The sequence below is a fragment of the Oscillibacter sp. ER4 genome (genome assembly GCF_000765235.1).
Lineage (GTDB): Bacteria > Bacillota > Clostridia > Oscillospirales > Oscillospiraceae > Hominicoprocola > Hominicoprocola fusiformis.
In genome coordinates this window covers 1-13299 of sequence record NZ_JPJG01000057.1, presented here as the reverse complement: position 1 = coordinate 13299, position 13299 = coordinate 1, and the positions used below count along the sequence as shown (strand labels likewise).

Below are 13299 nucleotides of genomic sequence, written 5' to 3'. Positions count from 1 at the left end.
AGTTTTTCATCTGGTGCTTGTCAAAGTTTCGTTGTTTAATTTACAAGGTGCACGCTCCATTCGCGGAACAGGTGTTATCTTAGCACCTACCATCCCTTTTGTCAACACCTTTTTTCACTTTTTTCAAATTATTTTTTCAGAGCTAGATAGAGACAAATCTATCCATAGATGTTATAATAGGAAAACCGTTTCATTTTGGAGGTATTTCCATTGGATTTCCAACATATTGAGGCAACTTTCGGGAAACTGGAGCACCGTTCGCTCTCGTTTTCGAAAGGTCTTAATATTATAGAAGCGCCGAACGAGTCCGGCAAGTCGACGCTGCTCGCGTTTCTTCGCGTGATGCTCTACGGCTTTCCGCCGCGGGAACGTGGTGCGATGGCAGATAAGAACCGCTACGCTCCCTGGTCGCTCTCGCCGATGCGCGGCACGCTGGCGCTCACATGTCAAAAGGGCGACATCACACTGCAGCGCGACACCGCGCGCGCGAACAGTCCCATGGGGCGCTTTTCCGCCGTCTACACTGGCAGCGGCGAAGCGGTCGACGGTCTGACCGCCGCTGACTGCGGCGAAACGCTGCTCGGCGTCCCGTGCGAGGTCTACGAGCGCAGCGCGTTCATCCGCCAGAGCAGCCTGACGGTCGACGCGAGCGCCGAGCTTGAGCGCCGCATCGCCGCGCTCATCACCACGGGCGAGGAGGGTCAGTCGTTCAGTGAAGCGTCCACCGCGCTCAAAAAGCAGCTCAACGCCCGCAAATACAACAAGTCTGGCCGCATCCCCGCGCTCGAGGCCGAGATCAGCGCACAGGAGCGCGCGCTCGACGAGCTCTCTCAGCTCACGCGCAGCAAGCGCAAGGCCGAGGAAGCCCTCGCCGCGTTCGATGCCGAAGAGACCTCACTTCGCGAGCAGTTTCTCGCGCACGATCTTTGCGATGCGCAAGACGCCCGCCGCGCCGCCGCAGAAGCGCGGCAGGCATGGCAGAGCACCGAAAGCAAAGCCGAACATCTCCGCCGCGCACTGATCGAGCAGAATGTGCCCGCGCGCGACGCGCTGGAGCAGGGCCGCGCAAGGCTCAACGCGCTCTCTTCCCTCAAGGTTGAGGCCACGGACGCGCAGAAGCGCTGTGATGACGCCGAAGCTGCTCTGTCTGATTTTGACGCAAGACCCGCCGAGCGCCCGCGCTCACTATTACCTTATATAATAGTAAGCGCCGTGCTATTGCCGCTCTTTATATTTGTTTCCGCATTGCCCAGCCCTGTCGCTCTGGCCGGGTGCATCGTCTCCGGCGCTGCGCTGGCTGCACTTCTTGTCTTAAACTGGAACAACGCACGCAAAGTTCGCGCCGCACATGAGGAAAAGTGCGGCGTCTTAGAGCAAGCCCTGCGCGATGCGCGTTCCGACGCCGCCGCACAGCAAAAACTGTATGATGCCGCCGCGCGCGAGCTGCTCGTGCTCATCCCCGCGGGCGACATCTCCCGCGTTGGCGCATATCTCGACGCTGCGCTGCAAAAATACGCCGAGCTGGACGCCCTGACGCGCGAGGCGCGCGATCTGTCGCTGCGCTGCGAGCTGCTTTCCGCCCGCGCGCCGAAGGGTGACGTTCCCGACGAGCCAGTTGTGCGCCCCGCACGCTCCCGTGCGGAGCTGCAAACTGCGCTCGATGCGCTCGCACGGTGCCGTCGTGAAGCGCAGAGCACCTTTGACTACACCTCCGGCCGCTGCCGCGCCATCGGCGACGCCGCCGAGCTTGAAGCCGCACTCACGCAGAAGCGCGACGAGCTTGCACAAAAACAAGCGGAATACGACGCCATTGCCCTCGCGATGGAATCGCTGCAAAGCGCGAACACCGCACTGCAAAACCGCTTTTCTCCCGCGCTCAGCCGCCGCGCCGGCGAGCTTTTCTCCCGCCTGACGGGCGGCAAATACGAAAGCGTCCTGCTTGACCGCACGTTTTCCGCGCAGGCGGGCGAAACGGGCGAGAGTGTTTCCCATGACGCACAGCTTTTGAGCCTCGGCACGCTCGACCAGCTGTATCTTGCCGTGCGCCTCGCCATCTGCGAAAGCGCTCTGCCCGCGGACGATCCCCCGCCCATCGTGCTCGACGACGCACTTGTCCGCTTCGACGACGAGCGCTGCCGCGCCGCGCTCGAGCTTTTATTAGAGGAAAGCAAATCCCGTCAAATTCTGCTTTTCACCTGCCAGCACCGCGAGAGCGCGTATCTCTCCGGCCGCGACGGCGTCACATTCCTGTCCCTATAATTCCAAATTGATAAAGGAGAAATTGAATGACCACACTGCAAGCCCTTCCCCTGCCTTCCAACTTTGAAGACCTCTGCGAGCTGTTTTTGCTCTACATCGCGTACAGCACCCTCGGCTGGTGCGGCGAGATGCTATACTGCTCCATCCCCAAGGGCCGCATCTGCGAAAAGCGAGGCTTCCTCAACGGCTTTCTCTGCCCCATTTACGGCCATGGCGCGCTGCTCGTGCTGTATCTTCTGCACGGCGGCTTCCAGAATCCGGTGCTCACGTTCATCTTCGGTGCGATCGTCACGTCGATCCTTGAATACTTCACGAGCTGGATTATGGAAAAGCTCTTCCACATGCGCTGGTGGGACTACTCCCATTATAAATTCCAGATCAATGGCCGTGTGTGCCTTCTGAACTCCACATGCTTTGGCCTTGCGTGCGTGCTGCTGTGCCACCTTGTCCAGCCCTGGCTGTGGGAGCACATCGTGAATCTCGGCCCTACCATCACCGTGCCGCTCGCGTCCTTCATCTTCGGCATCTATCTGATGGACACCGTGCTCTCCATCCGCAGCGCCATCCAGCTCAGCGCCCAGATGGGCAAGCTGCGCGAGCTGCAATCGGAGCTCAAGGACTATGTCGCCGAAAAGCGTGAGGAGAGCCAGGAGCGCAAGGCCGAGCGCCGTGCCGAGGTACGCGAGCGCGCCCGCATGCTGCGTGACGGTGCGGATATCTTCGAGCGCCGCCTGCTCCACTCCCACCCCGACATCCGCAAGTCGCGTGAAGACCTGCTCACCGCGATCCGCGCCCGCCTGAACGAGAGCGAGACCGAGGCCAAGAAAGCTACCGACGAGCTCTTCGGCGATGAGCGCAAGGCGTAATTTGCCAAGCCGCGCGCGGTTGACTTCCGCGCGCAAACGGTATAAACTAAGCGCGCCGCTGGCCAACCGGCGGCACACCACGCAGCAAAGGAGAATACTGATCTATGAGCGAATGCACGCATAATTGCTCTACCTGCGGCGAGAGCTGCGCTGAGCGTGCAACGCCGCAATCCCTGCGCAAAGCGCCGCACCCCGAAAGCCACATCGGCAAGGTGTTCGGCGTTGTGTCCGGCAAGGGCGGCGTCGGCAAGTCCATGGTCACGAGCCAGCTTGCCGTCACGCTGCACCGCCGCGGTTACAAGGTCGGCGTCATGGACGCCGATATCACCGGTCCCTCCATCCCGCAGGCCTTCGGCGTGCACGACAAGGCCGTCGGCACGCAGACCGCGCTCTACCCCTGCGTCAGCCACAGCGGCATCGAGGTCATGTCCATCAACCTGCTTTTGGAGGATGAGACCGATCCCGTCATCTGGCGCGGCCCCGTCATCGGCGGTGTCGTCCAGCAGTTCTGGACGGATGTTGCCTGGGATGTGGACTATCTGTTCGTCGATATGCCCCCCGGCACGGGCGACGTGCCGCTGAGCGTCTTCCAGTCCATCGCGCTCGACGGCATCATCGTCGTCACCTCCCCGCAGGAGCTTGTCTCCATGGTCGTGGAGAAGGCCGTGAAGATGGCTGAAAAGATGGACGTTCCCATCGTCGGCGTCGTGGAGAACATGAGCTATGTCGCCTGCCCTGACTGCGGCAAAAAGATCTACCTCTTCGGCGAGGGCAAGAGCGAAGAGGCCGCAAAGCGTCACAATCTTCCCCTCCTCGCCCAGATGCCCATCGACCCGAAGCTCGCCGCCCTTGTGGACGCGGGCAAGATCGAAGAGTTCGAGGGCACATGGCTGAACGCCGCCGCCGATGCGCTCGAAAAGACGCGCAAGCGCGCCGAATAACAAAAAACAAGCGCAAAAAATCGCACCTCGTTCGAGGTGCGATTTTTTATGTTCTGTTTGTGGCTCAGTCGTTGGAATAGTTGTCGAAGTAGCCCTGAATGTAGACAATGGGCGTGCCCTTGTCGCCGCTGCCGCTCGTCAGGTCGCAGAGCGAGCCGATCAGGTCGGTCAGGCGGCGGGGCGTCGTGCCCTCGGACACCATGTTGCCGACCAGGCTCTCGCTGGTCTTCTCGCGGATGCGCTCTTCGATGGCTTCCTTCAGCGCCTCGCCCTTGAGATCGCCGAAGTCATTGTCGGCGAGGTACTTGAGCTTCAGCTCGTTCGGCGTGCCGACAAGGCCCTTGGTGTAGCCGGGGGAGACGACGGGGTCAGCGAGCTCCCAGATCTTGCCGACGGGGTCTTTGAACGCACCGTCGCCGTAGACCATGGCCTCGATGTGCTTGCCGCTGGCCTTGCTGAGTCTCTCGCCCAGCTCCTCGGCAACGGCCATGCAGTCGCGCGGGAAGAGCTTAACGGTCTCCTCGGTCGCCTTGTTGGAGCCGAGCAGTCCGTATTCGGCGTTGTAGCCGCTGCCGTCGACGCTTCTGTTGAGCAGATCGTCGAGGCCGAGCACCACGCGGGCGCCAGCGGCCTTGAGCAGGCGTTTGCTGCGCGCGCGGGTGTGGATGTCGCAGGTGATGACGGCGTCGGTGTAGTCGCACAGCGTCTGCACGCGATTGCCGAAGATGACCTCGACCTCAGCGCCGGCGTCGGTGATGATGCCGGAGTAGAAGTCGATGTAGTCGACGCCCGTGAACGGGTGCACCGCCGCGCCGAATTTCTTGCGGAATTGTTCGAGCGTCAGAACATCGCTGTACGGGTCGACGCCCGCCTCGTCGAGCTTGTCCCAGTCGACAAGGCCGTTGCCCACCTCGTCAGAGGGGTAGGAGAGCAGCAGCACGATCTTCTTGCAGCCCATCGCCATGCCGCGCAGCAGCAGGGAGAAGCGGTTGCGGCTCAGGATCGGGAACGCGACGCCCACGGTGCCGCCGCCGGTCTTTTCGTGCACGTCTTTCGCGATCTGGTCGAGCGTTGCGTAGTTGCCCTGCGCACGCGCCACGACGGATTCCGTCACGGCGACGACGTCGCGGTCGCGCGGCTCGATGCCCGCTTCCTTCCACGCTTCCATCACGGAAGCGGCAGCGACCTCAGCAATGTTATCTCCCTCGCGGATGATGGGTGCGCGCACGCCGCGCACGACAGTTCCGATCGTTCTCATCTTGATCTCCTTTTTATTTTATAGTCAGCGCACAAGGCGCTCTTGCAAAGTCATACAGTTTAGTATTATAATCACGGTATAGGGATAAGTAAAGCATCGTTTTTTGATAATAAATATAAATCATTCTTATGGTTTAAGATCAGGAGGGTTTGCCAAATGGTCAAGCTGGAGCTTTACCGCGTCTTCCGCGAGGTCGCCGAGGCCGGGAATATTTCCCTGGCAGCGGAGAATCTTTACCTTTCGCAGTCCGCCGTCAGCCAGAGCGTCAAGCAGCTCGAGCAGCAGCTCGGCACGCGTCTTTTCCTGCGCTCGCCGCGCGGCGTCACGCTCACCGAGGACGGCCGCCTCTTATTTGAATATGTGCGCAGCGCCATGGGTCTTCTCGAGACCGGAGAAGATAAGCTCCAGCAGTCGCGCACGCTTCAGGCCGGCACGCTCGTCATCGGCGCGAGCGACACGGTGACAAGTCAATTCCTGCTGCCGCATCTCGACGCCTTCCACCGCCGCTATCCCAACATCCACATCCGCATCATCAGCGGCCGCAGCTATAAGGTGCTGGGGCTTCTCCGCGCCGGAAGGGTCGATATCGCCTTTGCGAGCGCCCCCGGCGACGCGGACGACTTAGATCACATCCCCTGCTTTGAAACGCATTCCTGCTTTGTCGCCGCGCCGGACTACCCCTGCGACTTCACCCGCGCCTACACGACCGAGGAGATCGCCGCATTCCCGCTCATTCTTCTTGAAAAGAAGGCCTCCTCGCGCACTTACCTTGAAAAATACTTTCTCCAAAGCGGCGTCAGGCTCACGCCGGAGATCGAGCTCGGCGCGCGCAGCCTTCTTGTCGATCTGGCGAAGATTGGCTTCGGCGTTGCGGGCGTCACGCGCGAATTCGTCCAGGGCGAGCTCGCCGCGGGCGAGATCCGCGAGCTTTCCACCGCTTTTTCCATCCCGCCGCGCACCGTCGACCTCTGCATGCTGCGCAACGTTTCGCCCAGCGCCGCAACCGAACGTTTTGCCCGCGATGTGCTTGAAAAATTACAGGGCAAATCCGTTTCCGTTTAAATTCTGCAAGGTTTCCGTCATTTTGCACATCGAGTCTGCATAATTTTTGTCATTTTCGCTAAGGCGATTTTCTTGACAAGATTTTTGCGGCATGTTACCCTCTTTTTCGCTTCAACGAGCGAAGATACACGGTTTTCAGAATCTTTTTGAAACTGAAAGCGCTGGAAAACTCTGGAGAACTCATTCAGTTGGGTGCCGAAGGGGCAAGGCCTTGTCTAAAATTGTTAAGGCTGAATCTCTCAGGCAAAAGGATGGAGAGCATCGGCACCATGCCGGTTTTTCCGTCCTCACTTTTTCTCTCTATTGTTTTTTAAGCTGTCGATCTTCTGTTGGATCGGCAGCTTTTTATTTTTTGCATTTTCGACTTTACAATATAAGGAGAGCATCATGGCTTCATCATTCGAGACCACCCTTTTCCCTATCGTTCAGACCATCAACGAATACCTCAGCAACTACGTTTTGGTCATCCTGCTGCTCGGCGTCGGCATCTGGTACACGATCAAAACGCGCTGCGTGCAGGTCCGCTACTTTAAGGAGGGCTGGAACCGCGTGTTCGGCAACATCACCCTCAACGGCAAGAAGGGCGGCGGCGGAATGAGCTCGTTCCAGGCCCTTGCCACTGCCATCGCCGCCCAGGTCGGCACCGGCATCATCGTCGGCGTCGCGGGCGCGATCCTCACCGGCGGCCCGGGCGCGGTGTTCTGGATGTGGGTCATCTCGTTTTTCGGCATGGCCACGATCTACGCGGAAGCGACGCTCGCGCAGGAGACGCGCATCGTCGAGCTCGACGGCACGATCAAGGGCGGTCCTGTCTACTACATTACGACAGCCTTCAAGGGAAAATTCGGCAAGTTTCTCGCGGGCTTCTTCGCCGTCGCCATCACGCTGGCGCTCGGCTTCATGGGCTGCATGGTGCAGTCCAACTCCATCGGCGCAACGATGGAGACCGCGTTTGGCATCCCGTCCTGGGTCGTCGGCATCGTGCTGATCGTCATCTGCGCCTTCATCTTCCTCGGCGGCGTGCAGCGCCTTGCGTCCGTGACGGAAAAGGTCGTGCCGCTCATGGCGGCGGTATTCCTCTTCGGCGGCCTCATCGTGCTTGTCGTTCGCATCAAGTACATTCCCGAGACCTTTGCCATGATCTTCCGCTACGCCTTTGAGCCGCAGGCCATCGTCGGCGGCGGCTTCGGCTACGCCATCAAGCTCGCCATCTCCCAGGGCGCGAAGCGCGGCCTGTTCTCCAACGAGGCCGGTATGGGCTCCACGCCCCACGCCCACGCGCTCGCCAACGTCAAAAATCCGCACGAGCAGGGCACGGTCGCCATCATCGGCGTGTTCATCGACATGTTCGTCATCCTGACGCTCAACGCCCTCGTCATCATCTCCACACTTTACGCAGGCGACGGCCCGCTCGCCGGCTGCGGCGTAGCGGCGCTGAGCAGCACCTTCAATAAGACGAACCTTGCCCAGTGTGCGTTCGGCACGGTGTTCGGCTACAAGGCGGGCAGTATGTTCGTCGCGATCTGCCTGTTCTTCTTCGCGTTCTCCACGATCCTGAGCTGGAACCTGTTCGGCAAGATCAACATGGTCTACCTCTTCGGCAAAAAGGGCGCCAACGTCTACACGCTGCTCGCGCTGATTTTCATCTTCCTCGGCACCACGATGTCCAACGACCTCGTCTGGGAGCTGAGCGACATGCTCAACCAGCTCATGGTCATCCCCAACGCCATCGCCCTGCTCGCCCTGACGAGCCACGTCGTCAAGCATTCCCACACGCCCGACCGCCTGTCCGGCCGGGAAAACGGCTGATATTCCCCAAAAAAGCGCAAAAGAGCGTGGCTTTTGATAAAAGCCGCGCTCTTTTTTCATGCTCCACCCGCATTTTTTAATATTTTGCGGCGTGATTCCTTTTCGGAATGGTATTCTATTTTCTATTCATTAAAAATAAAAAAGTTTATCATCAATTTGCATAATATTTTTGATGAATCTTTGGCGGTTTTGAAGCCGCCGCTTCTCTTGACTTCTTCTTTACGGCATGTTACGCTTTTACTGCTGAAACAAACGAATATCTACCGATGACGCTTTCGGGATCTCGCAAACCGGAAGCCGAGGAAACTCTGGAGAACTCATTGAATTGAGTGCCGAAGGTGCAAGGCCATGGTGGCCGAATCTCTCAGGCAAAGGGACAGAGAAGCAGGACGTTTTTTGTCGTGCCGTTTCTTTCCTGCTCAATTGAATGACACTTCCGGAGTTGCTGATTTTCGTATCGGCAACTTCTTTTGTTTTTAGAGGAGAGAGAGAAATGTTTGCATCCATTGAAAGCGCGTTATTTCCCATTGTAACCAAGATCAACGAATACCTCAGCAACTACATTCTTGTGTTCCTGCTGCTCGGCGTGGGCCTTTGGTACTCCATCAAGACCCGTTTCGTGCAGGTCCGCTGCTTCAAAGAGGGCTGGAACAGCGTGTTCGGCAACCTGTCGCTGCGCGGCAAGAAGCATGACAGCGGCATGAGCTCGTTCCAGGCGCTCGCCACCGCCATCGCCGCTCAGGTCGGCACGGGCAACATCGTCGGCGCGTCCGGCGCGATCCTGACCGGCGGCCCTGGCGCCATCTTCTGGATGTGGATCATCGCCTTCTTCGGCATGGCCACGATCTACGCGGAAGCGACGCTCGCCCAGGAGACCCGCATCGTCGAAAAGGACGGCAACGTCAAGGGCGGTCCTGTCTACTACATCACGACGGCCTTTAAGGGCGGCTTCGGCAAGTTCCTCGCCGGCTTCTTCGCCGTCGCCATCACGCTGGCACTCGGCTTCTTCGGCTGCATGGTGCAGTCCAACTCCATCGGCTCCACGATGCAGACCGCCTTCGGCATTCCCTCTTGGATCGTCGGTATCATCCTCGTCGCGATCTGCGCGTTCATCTTCCTTGGCGGCGTACAGCGCCTCGCCTCCGTCACGGAGAAGGTCGTCCCCATCATGGCGGCTATCTTCCTGCTCGGCGGCCTGATCGTCCTGATCGTCCGCATCAAGTACGTCCCCGCCACCATCGGCATGATCTTCAAGTATGCCTTCCAGCCCCAGGCCATCATCGGCGGCGGCTTCGGCTACGCCATCAAGACCGCGATTTCTCAGGGTGCCAAGCGCGGCCTGTTCTCCAACGAGGCCGGTATGGGCTCCACTCCGCACGCCCACGCCCTCGCGAATGTTGACTGCCCGCACGACCAGGGCGTCGTCGCCATGATTGGCGTGTTCATCGACACCTTCGTCGTCCTGACGCTCAACGCGCTCGTCATCATCTCCACCCTTTACACGGCGGACGGCCCTCTCGCGAGCGGCTATGTCGGCGATGTCACCGGCGTGCTCGGCAAGGCCAACCTCGCCCAGACCGCCTTCGGCGTCGTCTTCGGCGAGAGTGCGGGCAACATGTTCGTCGCCGTCTGCCTGTTCTTCTTCGCCTTCTCCACGATCCTGAGCTGGAACCTCTTCGGCAAGATCAACGTCTCCTACCTCTTCGGCAAGAAGAGCACCGTGGTCTACACCGTTCTCGCGCTCGTGTTCATCTTCCTCGGCACGATGATGTCCAACGACCTCGTCTGGGAGCTGAGCGACATGTTCAACAACCTCATGGTCATCCCCAACGCCGTTGCGCTGTTCGCTCTCACCAGCCTTGTTGTCAAGCACGCCGATGACCCGAACCGCATCCCCGGCAAAAAGTGAACCTTTCCATTCTCTGTTAAAATAGGCAAAAGCGCCCCCGATTCGTTCGGGGGCGCTTTTCCTGTCTTTACTTCTATCAAACAGGCCGCCGAATCATTCGATGCGGCGGCCTTGTTCCTCTTTGCCTTTTTATGCTTCCAGCAGCTCCCGGAACGCGAGGCCCAGTCCCCGCGTCACGAGCTCCCGCGGGCTCGCACAATACGCGGTCATTTCCTGCGCCAGAAGCTCTCCCGCGCGGCCGTGGAGCCACACGCCGAGCGCCGCGGCCTCTGCCGCGCCCATGCCCTGGCACAGAAGCGACGCGATCAAGCCTGTCAGCACGTCCCCGCTCCCGCCCTTTGAGAGCGCCGAGCAGCCGCTCGTGTTGACGAGCATCCGCCCGTCCGGCAGCGCAATGCGCGTCCGGTGCCCCTTGAGCACCAAGATACAGCCGTGCTCGCAGGCAAAGCGGCTCGCAAGCTCTGTCCGTTCGCTCGACGCGATCTCCCGGAGCGTCCGGTCCGTCAGGCGCGCAAATTCGCCGTCGTGCGGCGTCAAAATCGTCACGCGTCCGCGGCGGACGTCCAGCTTTTCCGTGCAGCCCTGTAAGGCGTTCAAACCGTCGGCGTCCAGCACCAGCGGCTCTTTCACCTGCCACAAAAGCGCGTGGACGAGCTGCTCTGTCTCTTTTCCGCGGCCAAGGCCGGGACCGAGCGCTAAAACATCACAGCCTTTGAGCTTGTCCTGCATCTTGTCGAGCGCGGCGAGACAGAGCCTTCCGTCTGTCTCCGGCAGCGGGAACGGCATTGCGCTCACGCACTTTTGCGCCTCAACCGCCCAGATGCTCTCCGGCACGCCGAGATACACGAGCCCGCAGCCCGAATGCACCGCCGCGCTCGCCGCCAGATACGGCGCGCCCGTATAGCCCACGCTGCCGCCGAGGACTAAGAGCTTGCCGAAGTCGCCCTTGTGCCCATCTTCTTTGCGCGGCGGCAGAAGCGTCTTGGCATACGCGCGGTCGACGATCGTTTCACGCATCGCAGTTTTCCTCCGTCAGTTCGAGTTTTTTCGCGCGCGGCAGCTTCTTGATGGCGGCCTCGCGCCGCAGCGCCGCGCCCTTGTCGCTGCATTGCTCGCGGTACACGACCGCGACAGGCGGGTGCGAGCGAGTGTACTTCGCCCCGTGCCCGCTCTTGTGCATGGCAAAGCGCTTTTCCACGTCTGAGGCAATGCCGGTGTAGAGCGAGCCATCCTCGCAGCGCAGCATGTAGACGTACCAGTCCATCTCAATACTTGAGCACGCCCGTCGTGTGCAGCGCGTTATAGAGCGCCGCCGCAGCCTGCTCGCGCAGGATGGGGACCTGGGGCTCGATATCTTCAAGGCTCATGCAGTACATATTCACAGCATCGCCGTTCTCATCGAACACGGAATTCGTCAAAAGCTCCGCGCTGCGGATGGCCCAGTGTGAAAAGCTCTTATACTTCGGCAGCGGCTGCAAAATGGCCAGCGGGTTCTTGTCCAAAAACTCCCGCGCATCCAGATTCACGAATTCCACGAGCCTGCCCAGCACCGTAATGAATTCCTCCTGTGTCATCGTCGCGTTCGGGTCGAATTTTCCCCCGCCCACGCCGGAGACAAGACCGATGGCCGCCATCGCGTTCACAGAGGGCGCGTACCAGCTCCCCTTGGCAACGTCGGTAAAGTACCCGTTCGCCGTGGAGTAGAGGTCAAGCGCCTGCGCGAGCAGCGCACAGACCTCCGCGCGCGTCATCGTCGCGTCGGGGCGGAACTTGCCGCCATCGCCAAAGACGATGCGGCTCGCCGCAAGCGAATCGATCTCCTGCGCGTACTCGCTGTCCGCCACGTCGGAAAAGTCGAGCGCGGACGATACGGCAAAGCCGCACTTTTCGCGCGCCTGCGCGAGCGTGAGCTTCCTTTCGCCGCCGTTTTCGCCCCAGTAAAGCACGGCGTCCGGCGTCAGCGCCGCCAAAATGGCCTCAAGCGCGGCGGAAGAGCTCTCCTTCCCCGCGGGAATGTCGATGTAAAAGTCGTAGCCGTTCAGCACCAGGCGGAGATACGCGCTGTCTTTCGTCTTCTCGCCGCTCAGCAGGCGCGCCGCCGCAACGGCCTGATCCTGCGGGATGTAGAGCGTCGGCACCACGCCGATGCGGTCGGTCGTGTTGCCGCCCGCGCAGTAGAAGCGGTACGCCGTCACCTTCACGGCGTCGCCGTGCAGATACGGGCAGTTCGACTCATCGTATAGGACCTGCGCCACGCCCTTGCCATAGCTGCGCGTGCCGATGACGATGCCGCTGCCCGTGCCGAGCACGCCGCCCGCAAAGATCTCCGACGCGCTGGCACTGCCGCTGTCCATCAGCACGATGGCGGGCTTGTCCGTCAGGTCCTTGCCCGAATAGCTCTGCGCGGTACTCTCGCCATCCTGATCGACAAAGTAGATGAGGTCTCCCTCGCCCGAAAACGCGCCGAGCGCCGACACCGCCGCGGAGGTCAGCCCCCCGCCGTTGCCGCGAAGGTCGACGATCCACGCGTGCACAGCGCTGTCATTCCCGCGCACGCCCTCTTGAAAATACGTCCCCGTCTGCGTGCCGAAGCTGTCGCAGTCAATGTAGCCCACGCCGCCCGTGACCGAGACGGTCGTATTCGTCTGCGTGACGAGCGCGCGCGTAACGGTATAATCCGCCTGCGTGCCGTCCGCGTGGCGGACGGTGATGGTCACGCTCGTCCCCGCTTCGCCGAGGAGCTTGGCGCGGTGCTCCGCGCCGCCCGGCGCGCAGGACTCGCTCTCAATGGCGATGATAATGTCGCCCGCGGCAAGGCCCGCCTTCTCCGCGCCACCGCCCTTGAGGACGGAGACGATGCGGATGCCCTCGGGCACATAGGTGATCTCCGCGCCGATGCCGGCGAAGCTCACATCACCCTCGACGCCCTGCAAAAACGCCTGATACTCCTCCGCCGTCATGTAGTACGTGTAGTCGTCCGTGTAGGAAAAGAGCTCGTCGAGCGACTTCGCGTCCTGCGCGGCGCGCGGCAGCTTATCAACATAGCTGCGCTGCAAAATATCGTAGGCCTCCTCCACGCTGAGCGCCTGCGCGCTGGTCGTTATCGTCATCGCCGCGGCGCAGCAGAGCGCGCCCAGGCGGAACAGTCTCTTTTTCATGCCCGATTCTCCTTTGTTCGGCAGTTTTCTCCATTAT

The 13299-nt window shown here is 60.5% G+C and carries 10 protein-coding genes and 2 riboswitches; of the genes, 6 read left to right on the top strand and 4 right to left on the bottom strand.

Annotated elements, in window-relative coordinates; genetic code table 11:
- Positions 1-210 precede the first annotated feature (210 nt).
- From NI20_RS0109305 to NI20_RS0109295, 3 genes are all read left to right on the top strand, one after another.
- On the top strand, positions 211-2259 hold the full coding sequence (locus tag NI20_RS0109305; RefSeq protein WP_033121130.1) for an ATP-binding protein: 2049 nt from the start codon (positions 211-213) through the stop codon (positions 2257-2259).
- 26 nt (positions 2260-2285) lie between these two features.
- Complete coding sequence (locus tag NI20_RS0109300; RefSeq protein ID WP_052084563.1) at positions 2286-3125, top strand: putative ABC transporter permease; 840 nt, start codon at positions 2286-2288, stop codon at positions 3123-3125.
- Between the two features lie 104 nt (positions 3126-3229).
- Positions 3230-4066, top strand: coding sequence for an Mrp/NBP35 family ATP-binding protein (locus NI20_RS0109295; RefSeq protein ID WP_033121129.1), 837 nt, complete (start codon positions 3230-3232; stop codon positions 4064-4066).
- Positions 4067-4130: 64 nt separating this feature from the next.
- On the opposite strand, the gene NI20_RS0109290 is transcribed toward NI20_RS0109295, so the two are convergent.
- On the bottom strand, positions 4131-5324 hold the full coding sequence (locus tag NI20_RS0109290) for a coenzyme F420-0:L-glutamate ligase (RefSeq protein ID WP_033121128.1): 1194 nt from the start codon (positions 5322-5324) through the stop codon (positions 4131-4133).
- A gap of 156 nt (positions 5325-5480) precedes the next feature.
- Between NI20_RS0109290 and NI20_RS0109285 the strand changes: the two genes are divergently transcribed.
- From NI20_RS0109285 to NI20_RS0109275, 3 genes are all read left to right on the top strand, one after another.
- Entirely contained in the window at positions 5481-6386 is a 906-nt protein-coding gene (locus NI20_RS0109285; protein ID WP_033121127.1) for a LysR family transcriptional regulator, read from the top strand.
- A 161-nt stretch (positions 6387-6547) separates the two neighbouring features.
- A riboswitch (glycine riboswitch) is annotated at positions 6548-6651 on the top strand.
- Between the two features lie 122 nt (positions 6652-6773).
- A complete protein-coding gene (locus NI20_RS0109280; RefSeq protein ID WP_033121126.1) occupies positions 6774-8195 on the top strand; it encodes a sodium:alanine symporter family protein in 1422 nt (473 codons plus the stop codon).
- A gap of 298 nt (positions 8196-8493) precedes the next feature.
- A riboswitch (glycine riboswitch) is annotated at positions 8494-8585 on the top strand.
- Positions 8586-8688: 103 nt separating this feature from the next.
- Entirely contained in the window at positions 8689-10104 is a 1416-nt protein-coding gene (locus tag NI20_RS0109275) for a sodium:alanine symporter family protein (protein WP_033121125.1), read from the top strand.
- A gap of 129 nt (positions 10105-10233) precedes the next feature.
- Here NI20_RS0109275 and NI20_RS0109270 read toward each other — a convergent pair whose 3' ends face one another.
- Genes NI20_RS0109270 through NI20_RS0109260 form a run of 3 tightly spaced genes read right to left on the bottom strand, consistent with a single transcriptional unit; the run spans position 10234 to position 13262 of the window.
- Complete coding sequence (locus tag NI20_RS0109270) at positions 10234-11121, bottom strand: NAD(P)H-hydrate dehydratase (RefSeq protein ID WP_052084562.1); 888 nt, start codon at positions 11119-11121, stop codon at positions 10234-10236.
- Complete coding sequence (locus tag NI20_RS0109265; protein ID WP_033121124.1) at positions 11114-11368, bottom strand: GIY-YIG nuclease family protein; 255 nt, start codon at positions 11366-11368, stop codon at positions 11114-11116. The genes NI20_RS0109270 and NI20_RS0109265 overlap by 8 nt, the downstream gene beginning before the upstream one ends.
- Before the next feature lies 1 nt (position 11369).
- A complete protein-coding gene (locus tag NI20_RS0109260) occupies positions 11370-13262 on the bottom strand; it encodes a S41 family peptidase (RefSeq protein WP_033121123.1) in 1893 nt (630 codons plus the stop codon).
- Positions 13263-13299: the final 37 nt, after the last annotated feature.

Bases quoted from the DNA above. Each gene is read 5' to 3' on its own strand.
- NI20_RS0109300 (WP_052084563.1), top strand. From the start codon at position 2,286: ATGACCACACTGCAAGCCCTTCCCCTGCCTTCCAACTTTGAAGACCTC.
- NI20_RS0109295 (WP_033121129.1), top strand. From the start codon at position 3,230: ATGAGCGAATGCACGCATAATTGCTCTACCTGCGGCGAGAGCTGCGCT.
- NI20_RS0109290 (WP_033121128.1), bottom strand. From the start codon at position 5,324: ATGAGAACGATCGGAACTGTCGTGCGCGGCGTGCGCGCACCCATCATC.
- NI20_RS0109285 (WP_033121127.1), top strand. From the start codon at position 5,481: ATGGTCAAGCTGGAGCTTTACCGCGTCTTCCGCGAGGTCGCCGAGGCC.
- NI20_RS0109280 (WP_033121126.1), top strand. From the start codon at position 6,774: ATGGCTTCATCATTCGAGACCACCCTTTTCCCTATCGTTCAGACCATC.
- NI20_RS0109275 (WP_033121125.1), top strand. From the start codon at position 8,689: ATGTTTGCATCCATTGAAAGCGCGTTATTTCCCATTGTAACCAAGATC.
- NI20_RS0109270 (WP_052084562.1), bottom strand. From the start codon at position 11,121: ATGCGTGAAACGATCGTCGACCGCGCGTATGCCAAGACGCTTCTGCCG.
- NI20_RS0109265 (WP_033121124.1), bottom strand. From the start codon at position 11,368: ATGGACTGGTACGTCTACATGCTGCGCTGCGAGGATGGCTCGCTCTAC.
- NI20_RS0109260 (WP_033121123.1), bottom strand. From the start codon at position 13,262: ATGAAAAAGAGACTGTTCCGCCTGGGCGCGCTCTGCTGCGCCGCGGCG.